Below are 17,614 nucleotides of genomic sequence, written 5' to 3' on the forward strand. Positions count from 1 at the left end.
TCCTTCATGACCCACGTTTTGCCCTTTTCCGGATTGCGCATTCTTGATATCAGCCAAGGTATTGCCGGACCCTATTGCACGCAGATTCTTTGGCAGCAGGGGGCGGAGGTCATCAAGGTCGAGCCGCCGGAGGGCGACTGGGGGCGCAATGTCGGCGTGGTCCGCGACCAGCACAGCGCGCTGTCCATCAGCTACAACGCCGGAAAGCAGGGTATATGCATCGACGCGCGGCAGGACGCGGGCAAGCAGCTGCTGCGCCGCCTGGCGCTGCAGGCCGATGTGGTGGTGCAGAACTTCCGCCCCGGCGTGGCCGAGCGCCTGGGCGTCGGCTACGCGGCGTTGGCGGCGGACAAACCCGAACTGATCTATGTATCGATCAGCGGCTACGGCAATGACGGGCCTTACGCCCAGGCGCCGGCTTCCGACTCGGTGATGCAGGCCGACGCCGGCCTGATGTTTGCCAATCAGGATGCCGAGCAGACGCCGCGCCGCATCGGGCTGTTGCTGGCGGATATTTCCACCGCCCTGTATGCCGCGCAGCAAACCGCCGCGGCCTTGTATCAGCGGGCGGTCAGCGGCTGCGGCGCGCACCTTCAGCTCAGCCTGTTCGAGGCGTGCGCGGCCCTGCAGATCAATGACATGGCCGCCTTTACGCTGGCCCAGGGCCGGCCCGCAGGCGCGGTCAGCGCGCCCAATGGGGTGTTTGCCACGGCCGATGGCCAGCTTTCCGTGCTGGCCCTGAATGACGATCAGTTCGCGCGGCTGTGCCGGGCGCTGGACCGGCCGGCGTGGCTGGCGGATCCGCGCCTGGACAGCAACGAAAAACGCATGGCGCAACGGGATTACCTGCATGGCGAGCTGGCCGCCCAGTTGCGCCAGGCGCCGTCAAGCACATGGGAAACGCGTTTTAAGCAGCACGACGTCCTGCATGCGGTGGTGCGCGACTACGATGCGCTGGCGGCGCATCCGCAAGCGGCGCACCTGGGCTTGCTTCAGCCGCTTCAGCAACCCGGCGTGGGCGCATTGCGTCTGCCGGGCCTGCCCGGGGCCGGCAAGCATCGCCCTTTGCAGCCGGCGCCTGCGATAGGGCAGCATACGGTGGCCGTCCTGGCGCAGGCCGGGCTGGACGAAGACGACATCGCAGGCTTGCTGAATGCCGCCGTCGTCCGGCAGGCGGATGGCGTTCCGGACACAAGGCCGGCATGATGCGCGCCCTGCAATGCGACGAGTTCGGAACGGTTGACCGGGTGCGCTTGGTAGAGCGCCCCGCGCCCGCCGATCCCGGACCGCATGAAGTCATCATCGAGGTGGCCTACGCCAGCGTCAGCCACGCCGTCGGCCTGATGGTAGAAGGGCGCTATCAGACCAAGCCGCCGCGGCCCTTTACGCCCGGCACCGAGGCCGTGGGGCATGTGGTGGCGGCGGGGGCGTCCGTTACCCGCTTCAAGCCGGGCGATGCCGTGGCGGCCATTGCCGATTGGGGCTGCTTTGCCGAGCGCATCAAGCTGCCCGAATACACCGTATACGCTATCCCCGAAGGCCTGCCGCTGCTCGATGCGCTGCCTATTCCCATCTCGTACGGCACGGCCTACACCGGTTTGCTGTGGCGCTGCGCTTTGCAGCCGGGTGAAACCGTCCTTGTGCTGGGGGCGGGGGCCGGGGTCGGCCTGGCGGCAGTGGAACTGGCCGTGCAGATGGGCGCCCAGGTCATTGCTTGCGCCAGTACCCAGGCCAAGCGCGACGAGGCCGTCAGGCGCGGCGCGATCGGCGCGGTAGCGCCCGGCGCCGAACTGGCCGCCCAGGTCAAGATGCTGACCGAGGGCCGTGGCGCCGACGTCATCGTGGATCCGGTGGGCGGCGAGCTGTTTGGCCATGCCGTGCGCGCGGCCGCCCACAACGCGCGCCTGCTGAGCATAGGCTTTGCCAGCGGCGCCATGCCTGTCGTTCCCCCCAACATCATGCTGGTCAAGAACCTGACTCTGCATGGTTTCTTTTACGGCCGCTATATCGGCTGGACCCCCGCCGATGAGCGCATTGTGCACGCGCCCGCCATGCAGCACGCCATGCAGACCATGCTGGGCTGGGCCCGTGATCGCCGCATCCGCCCAACGGTGGCCCAGGTTTTTCCCCTAGCAGAATTGAGCAACGCACTCGACGCTCTACACAGCCGGCAAGTCATAGGCAAGCTGGCTTTATCTATAAAAAAGGAGACTACACGATGAAATCCATGCTCGCTTCCCGCCTGGCCCTACGGGCTGGGCTATGCGCCCTGATCATGTCCGGGGCCGCCGGCACGGCTGCGCTTGCCGCCGACAGCTTTCCGGACAAACCCATCAGAATGGTGGTGCCGTATCCCCCGGGCGGACCCACCGATCTGGTTTCCCGCGGCGCCGCCGTGGCCATGGCCAACGTGATCGGCAAGCCCATTGTGGTGGACAACCGCGCCGGCGCAAGCGGCATGATAGGCGCCGATCAGGTAGCCCGCGCGGCCCCCGACGGCTACACCATACTGGCCAACGCCTCGCTGCACGTGATCAACCCCCATATCTACAAGAGCATGAGCTACGACTCGTTCACCGATTTCGTGCCCATCACGCAGTTGGCCGCCGTGCCGCTGGTATTGGTCGTGCCCAAGGACTCTCCCATCAAGACGGTGGCCGACGCCGCCGCGCTGGCCAAAAGCAGCCAGAGCGGCCTGAACTTCGGTTCGGCGGGCACTGCCTCGGCGCAGCATCTGTCGGGCGAGCTGTTCAAGAAACTGGCCGGCGTGCAGATGCAGCACGTTCCCTACAAAGGCAGCGCGCCCGCGCTGACCGATCTGGTGGGCGGACAGCTGGACCTGATGTTCGATTCCATGCCGTCGGCCATGCCTTTCATCAAGTCGGGCCAGTTGCGCGCCATTGCGGTCACGACCAAAAAACGGGTCGGCGTGCTGTCCGACGTGCCCACGATTGCGGAATCGGGTTATCCCGAGTTCGATACCAGTACCTGGTATGCGCTGTGGGCCCCCAAGGGCACGCCTGATGCGATCGTGGAAAAGCTGGCCGGCTACGCCAAAGAGGCCTTGCGCGACCCGGCCGTGATCAAGCAATATGAAACCATGGGCGCCGAGCCTGTGGGTTCGGCGCCCAAGGACTTTGCCGCCTACACGCGGTCGGAAGAAAAGAAGTGGGCCGAGCTGATCAAGCTGGCCAATGTGCCTTTGCAATAAATCCGCCGCGCAGCGTGTACGGATAAGTATTAACCCTAGGATTAATCAGCCCGGAACGGACTCTTTTTTAAATACGAATTGTGGCTTTACTACCGGCGCGTCACACTTCTGCGACTGCCAGACTGTCGAGCGGGCTGCCCCTTCCGTGCCCGTTGATTGCATTGTCATTCTGGCCAAAAACGCAGCAGAACAATCCGGAGACCGCAATGATAGGTATAAAACGAATCCTTTCCCTTGGTGTCGTGGCCATTGCCGCATGGGGCGCGTCGGCGCAGGCGGCCGATGTCAAGATCGGCGCCTTGTTCCCCATGAGCGGGCTCAATGCGACATACGGTGATATTTTCGGCTCGGGCGTCAATCTGGCGGTCGAGCACATCAACGCCGACAAGCTTATCGACGGCACGCTGTCGGTGCAGTATGAAGACAGCCAGGCCTTGCCGCAGCAAGGCGTCATCGGCATGAACAAGCTGGTCAATGTGGCCAAGGTGCCCTATGTGCTGTCGGCGTTCACCGGCGTGTCGAAGGCCATTTCGACCACCGCCGCCCGCAGCAAAACCGTGGCCGTCAACGGCGGCGGCGTAGGGCCCGATCTGGCGGACCTGGGGCCGTACTTCTGGAACGTGATCCCGCTGGCCAATGACGAGGTCCGGGCGATATTGCCCTATCTGGTCAAAGAGCGCGGCATGAAGCGCTTCGTCCTGGTCTATGTCGACGACCCGCTGGGCGAAGGCATCCGCAAGGAACTGAGCGAAACCCTGCCCAAGGCCGGCGGCGAACTGGTCGAAGCCCTGTCCGTGCCCGCGACCGCGCAACAGTTCAGCGGTATCGCCGCCCGCGTGCGCGCCGCCAATCCCGACGTGATCTATGTGGCTTCCTATGGCTCGCAGCAGTCGCAGATCGTCAAGCAGTTCCGCGATAACGGCATCAAGCAGCAACTGGTCAGCTACACCGCGTTTTCCATTCCGGAAATCAATGCCTTGCCCGAAGCCAAGGGCGCCTTGTACACCAGCCAGAACATCGACTGGGCGTCTACCGATCCCGTCACGAAGCGGTTCGTGGATGACTACAAGGCCAAGCACAATAAAATGCCCACCGCCTACATCGCCAACTACTACAACGCGGTCCGGCTGTTCGGCCTGCTGGCGCACGAACTCGAAAAGCAGGGCAAGCCCATCACCGGCGAGAACCTGCTGGCCCAGCGCATAGCAAGCAAGACCTTCGACATGGTCGGCGGCAAGGTGACCTTTACCGAAAACGGCACCGTCATCAGCCCCATGCAGATCAATGAGATCGACGGCGCGGGCGGCAAGGTCGTGTCGGTCGTTGCCGAGTAATCTGAAGGCTGACACTCATGCTATTGCTGCAACTGCTGATTAATGGGGTGCAGGTGGGCGCGCTGTATGCGCTCATCGCGGTCGGGTTCTCGTTGATCTTCGGCTCGACCAAGGTGTTTCACTTTGCGCACGGCGCAACGTTCACCATCGCCGCCTACATCTTCTATTACCTGTATTCGGTGGCCGGGTCACACTGGCTGCTGGCGGTACTGGCCGCCACGGCGGGCGCCGTCGTCTTCGGCGTCATGCTCGATCGCTGGGTGTATGCGCCCATACAGCGCCACGAAGGGTCTTTCTTTACGGTATTCGTGGCGTCCCTGGGGGCCGGCATCATTGTGCAGAACCTGATCGGCATGATCTTCGGCCGCGGCTTCGTGTCGGTGACCACGCCTTTGTCGCGCAGCGTCGAACTCATGCCCGGCCTGTACGTGGCGCCGCTGTCCGGCATCGCCATCCTTTGCGCCCTGGTTTTCTTTGGCGCCTTGCAGCTGTTCCTGATGCGCACCCACGTGGGCATGGGTCTGCGCGCCTTGTCCGAGAACCCCGAGCTCGTCCGGGTCTACGGCCTGAGCCCGCGGCGCCTGTCGACCATTGTCTTTGCCCTGGGTTCCTTGCTGGTCATTCCAGCGGCCATTCTTAGCGCGGCCAGCTCGGGGCTGAATCCGGCCATGGCCCATCACGTCATGCTGATCAGCCTGGCCGCCACCATCGTCGGCGGGGTGGGCAGCCTGCGCGGCGCGGCGTGCGCCGGCCTGTTGCTGGGCATGAGCGAAAACCTGGCGCTGATGTACCTGGGGCCGCAATGGAGCGAGGCCGTCACCTTCATCGTGCTGTTCCTGTTCATCATGTTCCGGCCGTCCGGCTTCTTTGGCCGCGCCATCACTTCGTAAGGGAACGGGACCATGCTTGCTTACCTACTTAACCTGGTTACCCTGATCAGCATCAATGCGGTGCTGGCCATCACCCTGAACTTCATCATGGGTTATGCCGGCATCTTCTCGATGGCCCATGCTGTTTTCTTTGGTGTCGGCGCCTATACCGCCGCCTATTTCGCCCTGAATTTCAGCGCCTCGTTCTTCCTGGCCATTCCTGTGGCCATGTTCGTGGCCGCTGTGCTGTCGCTGATACTGGCATTGCCGGCCCTGCGCGTGCGCGGCGAATACTTTGTGGCCGCCTCGCTAGGGCTGCAGGTGCTGGGCGTTACCATCTTTGCCGAATGGAAAACATTCACCGGCGGCCTGGGCGGCGTCATCGGCATTCCGCCCGTCGACTTGTTCGGCTTCGCGGTGGCCGACCCGACCCATTTCATGCTGCTGGCGGTCGGCTGCCTGATTCTGGTCATCTTCATGACCAACGTTCTGCTGCGGTCCAGCTTCGGCCGCAGTCTTAAAGCCATTCGCGACAGCGAATCGGCCTCCCATGCCTTCGGCAAGAACGTGGCCGTCATCAAGACCCTGTCGGTCATGATCTCGTCGGCGCTGGCCGCCGTGGCGGGCGCGCTTTACGCCTTCTACCTGGGCTTCATCAACGTCGAAAGCTTCATGCTCGATACGTCGGTCTTGCTGATGGCCATGGTCATCATCGGCGGCACGGGCACGCTGCTGGGCCCGATCGTGGGCACCATGCTGCTCATGCTGCTGCCCAGCCTGTTCAGCTATATGTGGTTCCTGCCGGCCACCGAAATCGGCTCCATCCAGCAAATTGCCTATGGCGCCGCCATGGTCCTGCTCATGATCTTCCGTCCGGGCGGTCTGGTGGGCTCCTCGCAGAACAAGGGGGAAAAATGAGCGAAGCGAATAACCAGGTATTGCTGCGCATTACCAACCTGCAAAAGAATTTCGGCGGGCTGAAGGTCACCAACAATGTGTCCCTGGACATGCGCGCCGGCATCGTCACCACCTTGGTGGGGCCGAACGGCGCGGGCAAAACAACCCTGTTCAACCTGATCACCGGGCATCTGGTGCCGACCGGCGGCGATATCCTGTGGCAGGGCGAGTCCATTGTCGGACAGCCGCACTGGAAAATCGCCCGCAAAGGCATTGCCCGCACCTTTCAGGACCTGCGCCTGTTCAACCAGATGACGGTCGAAGAGAACGTCCTGTCGGTCATGGAGCCCGTGTCCTGGCTATGGCAGCCGGGCGGTTCGGCCGGACGCCGCGCGCGCGAAGAGAAAGTGGCGCATATCCTGGAACGAACGCGCCTGAGCGGCAAGGCCAAGGTCAGGGCCATTGACCTGGCCTACGCCGAGCGCAAGTTCCTGAGCATGGCGCGCATCATGGCCACCGATGCCAAGATGTGGCTGCTGGACGAACCCGCATCCGGCCTGGACCGCGGCTCGTACGAGCTGTTCCTGGAACTGCTGCGCAGCGAAGTCCGGAACGGCGTGACCGTCTGCATCATCGAGCACAATCTGGATATCGTCATCGGCATCTCAGACCGCATTGCCTTCCTGGATCAGGGCAAGCTGCTGGCCGATGGCGACCCCGATACCGTGCTGAAAGATCCGCATCTGGCGGCCATCTATTTTGGAGAGCAAACGGCATGACGAACACCGTGCTCAAAACCGAAGGGCTGGTCGTCGGCTACGGCGGACGCCCCGTGCTGAACGATTTCGATTTCGAACTCCGCGCCAACGAAGTGCTTTGCCTGATCGGCCACAATGGCGCGGGCAAATCCACCCTGCTCAAGTCCCTGTTCGGCCTGGTTCCGCGTCAAGGCGGGCAAATCTATCTGGACGGCAACAAGCTGGATGCGATCGAGCCGCGCGCGCTGACCGCCGCCGGCCTGTCGCTGGTCCCGGAAGGGCGCGGCGTCTTTCCGGGCCTGACGGTCGCCGAAACCATGAAAATGGGCATGTGGGCCGCAGGCATACCCAAAGCGCTGCGCGCCGAACGCCTGGACTGGGTCATGTCGGTGCTGCCCGCCATGGGCAAGTTCTATCAGCAGCGGGCCGGCACCTTGTCGGGCGGGCAACAGCAGATCGTCTCGATTGCGCGCTCTTTGCTCAGCCAGCCCCGCTGTCTGCTGATGGACGAGCCCTCTATCGGCCTGGCCCCCAAGCTGTTCCAGGATCTGCTGCAACCCATACGCGACCTGCAGCGCCGCACCGGCATGTCCATTCTGCTGGTCGAGCAGAACGTAAAAGAAGCGCTCAAGATCTCCGACCGCGTGGTCGTCATGAAATCGGGCGCAATCATCAGCGAGGCCTTGCCCGAAGACCTTGCCGACAATGCCAAACTGATGGAGCTTTATTAAGATGTCGCTGTACACGAGCATGCCGGCGTTGCTGGCGCAGCAGGCGGCCAGCCGGCCGGATGAAATCGCCTTTATCGATGGCGAGCGCAAGATCAGCTATGGCGAATTCAACCGGCTGTGCGGCAAGACGGCGGCCTGGCTGTCGTCGCAGGGCATAGGCCGCGGCGACAAGGTGGCGGTCTGGCTGGTCAACCGCATCGAATGGCTGACGCTGTACTTCGGCCTGTCGCAGTTGGGCGCGACCCTGGTCACGGTCAATACGCGCTATCGCGCGCACGAACTCGAATACATCCTGGAGCGTTCGCAAGCCAAGCTGCTTGTGCTGGAACTGAACTTTCGCAAGATTGATTTCCCGGCCGTGCTGGCGGGCGTCGGGCCCGCCTCGGCGCAGTCGCTCGAGCGCGTGGCGGTACTGAATGCGGCGCCCGGCGAGCTGCCGGACAATGTGCTGGGCAAACCCACCGTGGCCTTCAGCCTGGATGCCTTGCCCGAAGACAGCGTGCCCGTGACGGGCGGCGCCGACGATCTGAGCATTCTGTTCACTACCTCGGGCACGACCAGCGGCCCGAAACTGGTCATGCATCCCCAGCGTACGGTCACGGTGCACAGCCAGCGCGTGGCGCAAGCCTACCAGTTCCAGGAAGAGGGCGCCTGCCTGCTGGCGACCTTGCCATTTTGCGGCGTGTTCGGCTTCAACGCGGCCTTCGGCGCATTCGCCGCCGGCAAGCCCGCCGTCATCATGGATACCTTCGACGGCCCCGAAGCCGCCAGCCTGATCAATCAGCACCAGGTCACGCATGTCTTCGGCAGCGACGAAATGTTCCGCCGCATTGTCGAGCATGCCGTGGGCGACCATCCATTCCCGTCACTGCTTGTTTGCGGCTTTGCGTCCTTCCACCCGGGTGTCGAGGAGTTCGGCCAGGCCGCCTGGCGGCGCCATATTCCCCTGTACGGCCTGTACGGCTCCAGCGAAGTCCAGGCCCTGTTCTCGCTGAACCGGCCGGGCACGCCCATGCTCGAGGCCCTGAAAGGGGGCGGCCTGCCCGCCCATGCCGGCGCGGAAATACGCATACGCGATGTAGATACCGGACAGCTGCTGCCTGTGGGCCAGAGCGGCGCCATCGAGATCCGTTCAGATACCAATTTCACCGGCTACCTGAACAACCCGGAAGCCACTGCCAAGGCCATCGATCAGGATGGCTTCTTCGCCACGGGCGATGTCGGCTATCTGCGCGAGGACGGCAGCTTTGTCTACCAGACGCGCCAGGGCGACGCCATACGGCTGGCCGGCTATCTGGTCAGCCCGGTCGAAGTGGAAGACGTCTTGAAAGAACAGGCCGATGTCGACAACGCCCAAGTGGTCGGGGTCGACATCGGCGGGCAGGTGCGTTGCGCCGCCTTTGTCATCTTGCGGCCCGGCGCCGATTTTGACGAAGCAGCCCTGAAAGCCGGCGTGGGCCGCACACTGGCCGCCTTCAAGGTGCCCGCGCGCATCTGGGCGGTCAGCGAATACCCCACCACGCAAAGCTCCAACGGCGCCAAGATACAGCGCGCCAAGCTGCGCGACATGGCGATGCAAAGAATAGAGGAAACAGCATGACCACATACTATTTCGAAGACTTCAAGGTAGGCCAGGTATTCGAAAGCGGCGGCCGCACCATCACGGAAACCGACCTGACCTTTTTTTCCATGCTGTCGGGCGACTGGAATCCCCTGCATGCGGATGCCGAGTTCGCCAAGTCCACCCGCTTCGGGCAACGCGTGGTGCACGGCGTGCTGGGCATTGCCGTCAGCACCGGCATGCTGCACGAGCTGGGCATCTTTCATGACTCGGTGGTGGCCATGCTGGGTTTCCGGAACTGGAATTTCCTGGCGCCCCTGCTGGTGAACGACACCATACACCTGAAGCTCACCATTACCGCGCTCGAACCGGGCAAAAGCGGCAACAGCGGCAAGCTGGGCCGGCGCTTCCAACTGATCAATCAGAAGGGCGACGTCGTCCAGGAAGGCGAAAGCGACGTCCTGGTGCTGACCCGGCAGGGCGCCGACGCGCGCAAGCAATGAACCCCGGAGAACTTATGTCTGCCTCGCACCTGCCGCCCGTCCTGCAAAACCTGGCCTTGCCCGTTGTGTCGGCCCCCATGTTCACCGTCAGCTACCCCGAGCTGGTGCTGGCGCAATGCAAGGCGGGCATCGTGGGCTCCTTCCCCGCGCTGAACGCGCGCCAGCCCGAGCTGCTGGACGAATGGCTGACCCAGATCAACGAAGACCTGGCGCAGCATCGCCGTGCCAACCCCGATGCCGTGGTGGGGCCGCTGGCGGTGAACCAGATTGTGCATAATTCGAACGTGCGCCTGGAACGCGATGTGGCGACATGCGTGAAGCACAAAGTTCCTATTCTGATTTCTTCGCTGCGCGCGCCGGTACGCGAAATCATCGACGAAGTGCATGCCTACGGCGGCATCATCCTGCATGACGTCATCAATCTGCGGCACGCGCAGAAAGCCATCGATGCCGGCGTAGACGGCTTGATCCTGGTCGCCGCGGGCGCGGGCGGCCATGCGGGCCGGATGTCGCCCCTGGCCCTGGTGGGCGAAGTACGCCAGCGCTTCAAGGGGCCGCTGGTGCTGTCCGGCGCCATTGTCACGGGCGACGGCATTCTGGCCGCCCAGGCCATGGGCGCGGACCTGGCCTACATCGGCACGCGCTTCATTGCCAGCCAGGAAGCCCATGCCAGCGCCGACTACAAGCAGGCGCTGCTGGATGCGACGGCGGCCGACATTATCTACAGCAATTATTTTTCCGGCGTTCACGGCAATTACGTCCGCGAAAGCATTGTGCGGGCCGGCCTGGACCCTGACAACCTGCCCGAGGGTAGCGCGCCCAAAATGAGCTTTGCCGATGGCGCCTCCAAGGCGAAAGCCTGGAAAGACATCTGGGGCGCCGGCCAGGGCGTGGGCCAGATCGACGACTTGCCCAGCACGGGTGAAATTGTCGACCGCCTGAAGCAGGGCTATGCCGCCGCGCGCGCGCGGCTGGCGCTGTAAGCCTGGCTCAATCCGCAACAGGCAGGCCACGCGCCTGCACAAGGAATTAACCATGTCCACACTGGTTCTACGGCAAGATGAAGGCGGCCTGGCCTGCCTGACCTTGAATCGCCCTGAAAAAATGAATGCCCTGACGGTTCAGATGTTCACCGAACTGTACGAGCACGTGCAAGATATCGAACGCGATACCGAGCATACCGGCGTCGTCGTGCTGCGCGGCGCGGGCCGCTGCTTCTCGGCCGGCAACGACCTGAACGACATTGCCGCCGGCCAGCCGCTGCCCATGCCGCATTTCCAGGCCAAGGTGATCGAGCGCCTGGCGAACCTGCCGCAACCGGTCATCGCCGCCGTGCACGGGCATTGCTACACCGGTGCGCTGGAGCTGGCCCTGGCCGGCGACCTGCTGGTGGCGGCCGAGTCGGCGCGCTTTGCCGATACGCATGCCAAATGGGCGCTGACGCCGCTGTGGGGCATGAGCCAGCGCCTGCAGCGCCGCGTCGGCCTGCCCAAGGCGCGCGAGATGATGTTCCTGGGGCGCAGCTATACCGGCGTCCAGGCGCAAGATATGGGCCTGGCCAACTTTTGCGTGCCCGACGATGCCTTCGATCAACAGGTGGCCGCCATGGCCAGCGAGATCCTGGCGGGCTCCTGGTTCAGCCATCGCGCCAACAAGCGCCTGCTGATCAACACCGACGGCATGTCCGTGCGCGACGGCCTGGCGCACGAAGTGTTCCGCAATGCCGGCAAAGGCCCGGACATGCAGGACCGCATCGCGGCATTCCGTCAAAAGAAATAAGGGCGCGGCGGGGGTCGACACCCGTTTCCTTGGTCAACTGGCTCAAGCAGCCAGCTCCTGCTCAACAAACTGACCCAGTTCCTTTGGCGTGAAACTGAAATTAACCGGCAGGCGGTTAAAAATCGTTTTACGCCATTGAGGGGGCTATCGGTGCTGGATAGAATTTATTCAAACATCCACCGATACAGGAGACACTGATCATGACGTTACGAGCAAGGATTCTTGCGTTCGCCGCGGCGCTTGCATTTTCCCCCGGCTTTGCCGCGCACGCCGCCGACGCCTACCCATCCAAACCCATTCATGTGGTCGTGCCGTTTCCCCCCGGCGGCCCGGTAGATACCCTGGCCCGCCTGCTGTCGGCAAAAATGGCGGACGCCATGGGACAGCAACTGGTGGTGGAAAACAAGCCGGGCGCGGGCGGCTCCATCGGCGCGGCCCAAGTGGCGCGCTCGTCGCCGGACGGGTATACCGTGCTGATGACGGCCAGCTCGTTCGCCATGGATCCGGCCATCCGCTCGAACCTGCCGTTCGACCCCCGCAAAGACATGCACGGCGTATCCATGGTGGCGAGCGGCCCCGTGGTACTGCTGGCGCGCCAAGGCTTGCCCGCCAAGAATGTGTCCGAACTGCTGGCGCTGATCAAGCAGAATCCCGACAAATACAGCTACGCATCGACAGGGGTGGGCACCGTCAATCATTTTGCGGGCGAGCTGTTCAAAGGCGCCACGCAAACCAGCATTCTGCATGTGCCCTATAACGGCGCCGCCCCCGCCACCCAAGCCATTCTGGCGGGTGAGGTCGATATCTTCTTCAACAACGTGCTTTCTTCATTGCCCCACATCAAAGCGGGCAAGGTCCAGGCGCTGGCCGTGACCAGTGAAGAAAGGTGGCCGTCCTTGCCCGACGTGCCGACCTTGACGGAATCAAACGTGGATGTGCAGATTGCTTCGTGGTACGGATTCCTGGCACCGGGCGCCACACCGCCTGCGGTGATGGATGCGTTCGCGTCAGAGGTGAAGAAGGCCCTGGCCGATCCTGAGACACGTGAAAAAATCGCCCAGCTTGGCCTGGCGGTCGATGGCACCACCCCCGACGAATTCCAGGCCTATATCGGCACCGAGATCGACAAATGGACCGGCGTTGCCAAGAAGGCCGATATCAAAGCGCAATAACCCGCCTGAACCCCCAACCTGCGAAGCACAGACACTATGCCCATACTTGCCCGCCCTGGTCAGCCCGACCTTCATTACCATATAGACGACTACACCGACCCTTGGAAAAAGGCGCCTACATTGATCCTGCAACATGGCTTTGGCCGCTCCGCCGAGCTTTGGTATCGCTGGGTGCCTTACCTGTCCAGGCATTTTCGCATCGTCCGCCCCGACATTCGCGGGCTGGGCGCCTCGGGGCGCGACTTCGACCTTGACAGCGGGATGACGGTCGACAACTTCGTCGGCGATCTTGTCGCGATCATCAACGAGGTGGATGACCGCCCGGTGCATTATTGCGGCGAGTCGCTGGGCGGCATGATCGGCGTGGCGCTCTCGGTGGCGCATCCGGAAAAACTGCGCACGCTGTCCCTGATTGCCGCGCCCTTGCGCATCTCCCAGGCGACGCAAAAAACCTTTGCTTGCGGGCGCGCCAGCTGGCAGGCGGCCATTCAGGAAATGGGCACGAAAGCCTGGGCGCACGAGATCAACGGCAGCTTGCGATTCTCGGCGGAGGCCGACCCGGGGATGCAAAACTGGTACGCCGACATGATGGGCAAGACCGACCGCGATTCGCTGGTGGCCTTGTCCCGGCTTGCCGCCCGCGCCGACATCGAAGATTTGCTGCCGAAAATCACCACCCCTACCTTGGGCATCTACCCCACTGCGGGCTCTATCACCGGCCCGGACGAACAGGTCTTCCAGGACAAGGTGGCGCATATCAAATATGTCGGCCTGCCCAGCAAGTATCACGCCATTCAGTTCCTGATGGCACGCGCCTGCGCGGAAGAGGTCCTGCATTTTGCCAGCCAGCACGATGGCTTCTCGACGCACGAGTAAAGCAGGTGACGGGCAATGTCCTGTCACCCCTTGCCGTACCTTTGCCCGCCCTTCCCGTTCCAGGTTAACAGCCGTTTTGGGGCGTTCTTTGCTTTAATACGGCATGGACGAATTCGACGATAGCCTGGGGCGGCGCGGCATCAATCGTGTGATGGGTGTGCTGAAGCTGGTCGCCGCCAGCCAGGAGGCCGGCTTGCGGGCCGCCGAGGTGGCCGCCGAGCTGGGCTTGAGCTACACCACCACGCATCGTATCTTGCAAGGCCTGCTGGCCGAGCAGGCGGTCGAAAAAAGCCCCGATGGCAAACGGTATTGCATTGGCCCTGAAATCTCGCTGCTGGGCCTGGCGCGGACCGGGCATTTTCCACTACGGTCGCTTTCCATAGACAGCATGCTGCGGATACGCGCCGCGTTCGGCGAGACCTGCTATTTGACGGTGCGCAGCCAGTTGGACTCTGTCTGCATCCACAGGGAAGTCGGTACGCACACGCGCAAAGTCATGTCGATAGACACGGGTTCGCGCAGGCCGATGGGTGTAGTGATCGGCAGCATTGCCTACCTGGCCGGCTTGCCGGAGCCCGTATCGGACAGCATCGTGCAGGCCAATGCCCACCGTTATCCTCACTACCAGCTGGACGCGGCGGAAGTACTGGAACGCGTGCGATGGGCCCGCAAGAAGGGGTATGCCTACACCCGGACCGGACTGCGCCCCGGCACACGCTCCGTCAGCGCCGTCATCGTCGACGCGGCCGGCCAGCCTTTGGCCGCCCTGAGCGTGGTTGCGGTAACCGACCGGCTGATGGCGGCACGCCGCGACGAAATTGCTATGATATTGATCCGTGAGGCCAAGGCAATTTCCTCTAGAATCCGGTAGGATCACAACATCATGCAAGCCACCATCCTTGTCACCGGCGGCACCGGCTTTATCGGCAGCCACACCGCCGCTGTCCTGCAACAGGCCGGCTACCGTGTCCTGATTCTGGATAACCTGTGCAACAGCGCGGCCGGCGTGCTGGATGCCATAGCCGCCATTACCGGTATAAGGCCCGACTTCGTCCAAGGCGATGTGCGCGACGCACCCTTGCTGGACTCGGTGTTTGCGTCCCACCCGATTGCCGCCGTCCTGCACTTTGCGGGCCTGAAGGCGGTGGGCGAATCCACAACCATGCCTTTGGCCTACTACGACAACAATGTGCATGGCAGCGTCCAGCTATTGCAGGCCATGCAGCGGGCGGGGGTGCGCACCCTGGTTTTCTCGTCCTCGGCCACCGTCTATGGCGATCCGCAAAAGTTGCCGCTGACCGAAGACCACCCGCGCTCGGCCACCAATCCGTACGGCCATACCAAACTTGTGGTCGAAGACATTCTTGAAAATCTCTATAACAGCCAGCCGGACTGGCGCATTGCGCGCCTGCGCTACTTCAACCCCGTGGGTGCCCACCCCAGCGGCCTGATGGGCGAGGCGCCGCAAGGCACGCCCAACAACCTGATGCCGTTTGTGGCCCAGGTGGCCGTTGGCCAGCGCGACAGTGTCAAGGTATTCGGCAATGACTACGATACCCCCGATGGTACCGGTGTGCGCGACTACATACACGTGATGGACCTGGCCGAAGGCCATGCGCATGCCCTGAAATATTGCCTGAACGCCGCCCAAGACCTGCTGACCGTCAACCTGGGCACCGGCGTGGGCTATTCGGTCCTGGACATGATCCATGCCTTTGAGCAGGCCAGCGGCAAGGCCGTTGCTTACGATATCGTGGGCCGCCGCCCAGGCGACATTGCCGCCTGCTGGGCCGATACCGAACTGGCCTTTCAAAAACTGGGCTGGCGTGCGCAAAAGTCCATACAGGACATGTGCGACGACGCCTGGCGCTGGGAAATGCATCGCGCTGCGTTGTAAATTCCTGCAAGGCGCGCACAAACCGGCCGGGAACTGATACCCTTCAGGGTTAACCCGGCATTCCGTCAAGCCCTTCATGAATTCTCTTAGAACGCAGTTGCTGTTGATCGGCACCATGGCCATCTGGGGCTTGAATATTTCCGCCATCAAGGTGCTGACCGCGCATTTCGATCCCATGGTGGTCGCCGCCCTGCGCATGGCGCTGGCCGCCGTCGTCATCAACCTGACCCTGTTCTGGCTGAAGCCGCCCATTATCCTGGGCAAAGTCCCCATCGAGCAGTGGCTGCGGTTTGTGCTGTGTTCGGTGCTGATGATCTACGCCAACCAGATTCTCTTCACGGGCGGCATGGTCAGCGCCAGCGCCACCAATTCGTCACTGATCATGGCCCTGAGCCCGCTGGTGGCGTCTATTATGGCCGCCGTCATCTTCCGTGAAACCCTGACCCGCAAACGCCTGCTGGGCATTGCCCTGGGGTTTGGCGGGGTGTTTGCCGTGGTGTTCAGCGGGGCCGGCGCTTCGTTGTCGAGCGCCACTTGGGGCGACGCGCAGATCTTCGCCGCCATGTTCAGCTTTGTGGCCGGCGGCGTGTTCATCCAGAGCCTGGCCCGGCAATTCCACGCCTTGGTCATCAGCAGCTTCATCTACACCTTCGGCGCGGTGCTGCTCTGTATTCACGCGGTGCTGGACGATTCCGTCGACCTCAGCGCGCAGGCCCTGCTTGCCGCCGGTTTTTGGCCATGGGCGCTGCTGATTCTGACCGGCATTGTGGCCACCGCCCTGTGCAACATGCTGTGGAACCACGCCATTGCCGAACTGGGCGTGGCGCGCACATCGGTCTTTCAGTACTGGATTCCCGTCTTCGGCGTGGCTTTTGCCATGCTGTGGCTGGGCGAAGCCTTTACCTGGTGGCATGTCGTGGGGTTGGTGGGAATACTGCTGGGCACCTACTTGGGGACGCGGCGGGCGTAGGCGTGCGCATTACTGAATCTCGGGCTCAAAGCTAGGGCGCAATTTTAAGGATATTCCTGACGTGCGTGCAGGACACTCACGACTTCGATACGGTCGAAGAGAACCTCGTACACGACAATGTAATTGGGGTGGGCGACAATTTCCCGTGTGCCAGGTATGCGGCCGGATCGAAAGGCATAGGGGTAGTCAGCAGCAGTAAGTACCGAATTTTCAATCAGATTCTGCATGTCGATGGCGGCGCGCACATCAATATCTGAAATATAGTCAATGATGTTCTCTAGATCATCGAGTGCAGCAGCACTCCAAGAAATGGGCAACATAATTGTCCAGTTCTAGTACTGTGTATTCAAATTTAATTATCGCAACTATCTTTACCAGCGGTAGTTTCTTGCTGGTTGGCTAGCTTACCGGCCAGTTTCTTGCGAATGCGCGCCATTGCCTGATCGTGGGGGACACTGGGGCGCGGGTCGTCCCGGCTTGCCTGCACTTTTGTCCGAAACCAGTGATCATGGCTGGCAGCTTGCTCCTCGGTTTCGAATTCCGAGACAATGGGAGAGAGGGCAATACTCATTGCGAAAACTCCTTGTCGATCACTGTAGTGTAAATCAATTGAGCGCCACCCGTTCACGAGTGGTTGAAAAATCAAGCATGCTTAACATTATGCTCGGAGCCTGTATATATGCAATGACGGATAGTACGAATAAAGTGCAGGAGGGGTGTGGAAGTGTCTACCCATTTAACCGGAGCAATCACTATGGTCCATATCGCAAAACTATTCATCAATGGCCAAAGCCAAGCGGTACTTTTGCCAGCAGAGTATCGGTTCGATACCAAGGAAGTTTTCATACGCAAAGATCCCATCACGGGTGATGTTATTTTGTCCCGTAAACCATCGACATGGGATGAATTTTTCGACACGATCAGGCATATAGAAGACGTCAATGGTTTTCTTGGTAGCCAAGAGCGTCATAATAATGATATTCATCGTGACCTCTTTGCGAAGGGGCAGTAACCAGCCAATATCTTCAATATCCCTTCCTGATAACCCCACACAAC

General features: G+C 62.1%; 20 protein-coding genes. 18 read left to right on the forward strand and 2 right to left on the reverse strand.

Annotation, left to right across the window (positions count from 1 at the left end):
• The first annotated feature begins 6 nt into the window (after positions 1-6).
• From RE432_RS06085 to RE432_RS06165, 17 genes are all read left to right on the forward strand, one after another.
• Complete coding sequence (locus RE432_RS06085) at positions 7-1,206, forward strand: CoA transferase (protein ID WP_310932368.1); 1,200 nt, start codon at positions 7-9, stop codon at positions 1,204-1,206.
• Positions 1,206-2,222 (forward strand): NADPH:quinone oxidoreductase family protein, encoded by a 1,017-nt coding sequence (locus tag RE432_RS06090; protein WP_310933036.1) that lies wholly within the window; start codon positions 1,206-1,208, stop codon positions 2,220-2,222. The genes RE432_RS06085 and RE432_RS06090 overlap by 1 nt, the downstream gene beginning before the upstream one ends.
• A complete protein-coding gene (locus RE432_RS06095) occupies positions 2,219-3,211 on the forward strand; it encodes a Bug family tripartite tricarboxylate transporter substrate binding protein (protein ID WP_409079816.1) in 993 nt (330 codons plus the stop codon). Before RE432_RS06090 ends, RE432_RS06095 begins: the two co-directional genes overlap by 4 nt.
• A 206-nt stretch (positions 3,212-3,417) precedes the next feature.
• A complete protein-coding gene (locus RE432_RS06100) occupies positions 3,418-4,545 on the forward strand; it encodes an ABC transporter substrate-binding protein (RefSeq protein WP_310932369.1) in 1,128 nt (375 codons plus the stop codon).
• 17 nt (positions 4,546-4,562) lie between these two features.
• A complete protein-coding gene (locus tag RE432_RS06105) occupies positions 4,563-5,435 on the forward strand; it encodes a branched-chain amino acid ABC transporter permease (RefSeq protein ID WP_310932370.1) in 873 nt (290 codons plus the stop codon).
• Positions 5,436-5,447: 12 nt separating this feature from the next.
• Positions 5,448-6,332 (forward strand): branched-chain amino acid ABC transporter permease, encoded by an 885-nt coding sequence (locus tag RE432_RS06110; protein WP_310932371.1) that lies wholly within the window; start codon positions 5,448-5,450, stop codon positions 6,330-6,332.
• The gene (locus RE432_RS06115) at positions 6,329-7,090 is read left to right on the forward strand and encodes an ABC transporter ATP-binding protein (protein ID WP_310932373.1); all 762 of its coding nucleotides are present in this window, start codon (positions 6,329-6,331) and stop codon (positions 7,088-7,090) included. The genes RE432_RS06110 and RE432_RS06115 overlap by 4 nt, the downstream gene beginning before the upstream one ends.
• The gene (locus tag RE432_RS06120) at positions 7,087-7,800 is read left to right on the forward strand and encodes an ABC transporter ATP-binding protein (RefSeq protein WP_310932374.1); all 714 of its coding nucleotides are present in this window, start codon (positions 7,087-7,089) and stop codon (positions 7,798-7,800) included. Before RE432_RS06115 ends, RE432_RS06120 begins: the two co-directional genes overlap by 4 nt.
• 1 nt (position 7,801) lies before the next feature.
• Entirely contained in the window at positions 7,802-9,400 is a 1,599-nt protein-coding gene (locus tag RE432_RS06125; RefSeq protein ID WP_310932376.1) for an AMP-binding protein, read from the forward strand.
• The gene (locus RE432_RS06130) at positions 9,397-9,864 is read left to right on the forward strand and encodes a MaoC/PaaZ C-terminal domain-containing protein (protein WP_310932377.1); all 468 of its coding nucleotides are present in this window, start codon (positions 9,397-9,399) and stop codon (positions 9,862-9,864) included. Before RE432_RS06125 ends, RE432_RS06130 begins: the two co-directional genes overlap by 4 nt.
• 14 nt (positions 9,865-9,878) lie before the next feature.
• Positions 9,879-10,847 carry an NAD(P)H-dependent flavin oxidoreductase gene (locus RE432_RS06135; protein ID WP_409079817.1) on the forward strand — a complete coding sequence of 323 codons (969 nt, stop codon included), beginning with the start codon at positions 9,879-9,881 and terminating at the stop codon, positions 10,845-10,847.
• A 52-nt stretch (positions 10,848-10,899) separates the two neighbouring features.
• The gene (locus RE432_RS06140) at positions 10,900-11,643 is read left to right on the forward strand and encodes an enoyl-CoA hydratase/isomerase family protein (protein ID WP_310932380.1); all 744 of its coding nucleotides are present in this window, start codon (positions 10,900-10,902) and stop codon (positions 11,641-11,643) included.
• A 200-nt stretch (positions 11,644-11,843) separates the two neighbouring features.
• A complete protein-coding gene (locus tag RE432_RS06145; RefSeq protein WP_310932381.1) occupies positions 11,844-12,815 on the forward strand; it encodes a tripartite tricarboxylate transporter substrate binding protein in 972 nt (323 codons plus the stop codon).
• A gap of 36 nt (positions 12,816-12,851) precedes the next feature.
• Positions 12,852-13,691, forward strand: coding sequence for an alpha/beta hydrolase (locus tag RE432_RS06150; RefSeq protein ID WP_310932383.1), 840 nt, complete (start codon positions 12,852-12,854; stop codon positions 13,689-13,691).
• Positions 13,692-13,794: 103 nt separating this feature from the next.
• A complete protein-coding gene (locus RE432_RS06155) occupies positions 13,795-14,562 on the forward strand; it encodes an IclR family transcriptional regulator (RefSeq protein WP_310932384.1) in 768 nt (255 codons plus the stop codon).
• Positions 14,563-14,574: 12 nt separating this feature from the next.
• On the forward strand, positions 14,575-15,588 hold the full coding sequence (gene galE, locus RE432_RS06160; RefSeq protein ID WP_310932386.1) for a UDP-glucose 4-epimerase GalE: 1,014 nt from the start codon (positions 14,575-14,577) through the stop codon (positions 15,586-15,588).
• Between the two features lie 76 nt (positions 15,589-15,664).
• Entirely contained in the window at positions 15,665-16,558 is an 894-nt protein-coding gene (locus tag RE432_RS06165; protein ID WP_310932387.1) for a DMT family transporter, read from the forward strand.
• A gap of 44 nt (positions 16,559-16,602) precedes the next feature.
• Here RE432_RS06165 and RE432_RS06170 read toward each other — a convergent pair whose 3' ends face one another.
• Positions 16,603-16,878, reverse strand: a complete 276-nt coding sequence (locus tag RE432_RS06170) for a type II toxin-antitoxin system RelE/ParE family toxin (protein WP_310932388.1) — start codon at positions 16,876-16,878, stop codon at positions 16,603-16,605.
• 32 nt (positions 16,879-16,910) lie between these two features.
• Positions 16,911-17,129 carry a stability determinant gene (locus RE432_RS06175; RefSeq protein ID WP_310932389.1) on the reverse strand — a complete coding sequence of 73 codons (219 nt, stop codon included), beginning with the start codon at positions 17,127-17,129 and terminating at the stop codon, positions 16,911-16,913.
• A gap of 147 nt (positions 17,130-17,276) precedes the next feature.
• Between RE432_RS06175 and RE432_RS06180 the strand changes: the two genes are divergently transcribed.
• On the forward strand, positions 17,277-17,570 hold the full coding sequence (locus tag RE432_RS06180; protein WP_409079818.1) for an antitoxin: 294 nt from the start codon (positions 17,277-17,279) through the stop codon (positions 17,568-17,570).
• The last annotated feature ends 44 nt before the right edge of the window (positions 17,571-17,614 follow it).

The sequence above is a fragment of the Pusillimonas sp. SM2304 genome (genome assembly GCF_031628915.1).
Lineage (GTDB): Bacteria > Pseudomonadota > Gammaproteobacteria > Burkholderiales > Burkholderiaceae_B > Pusillimonas_C.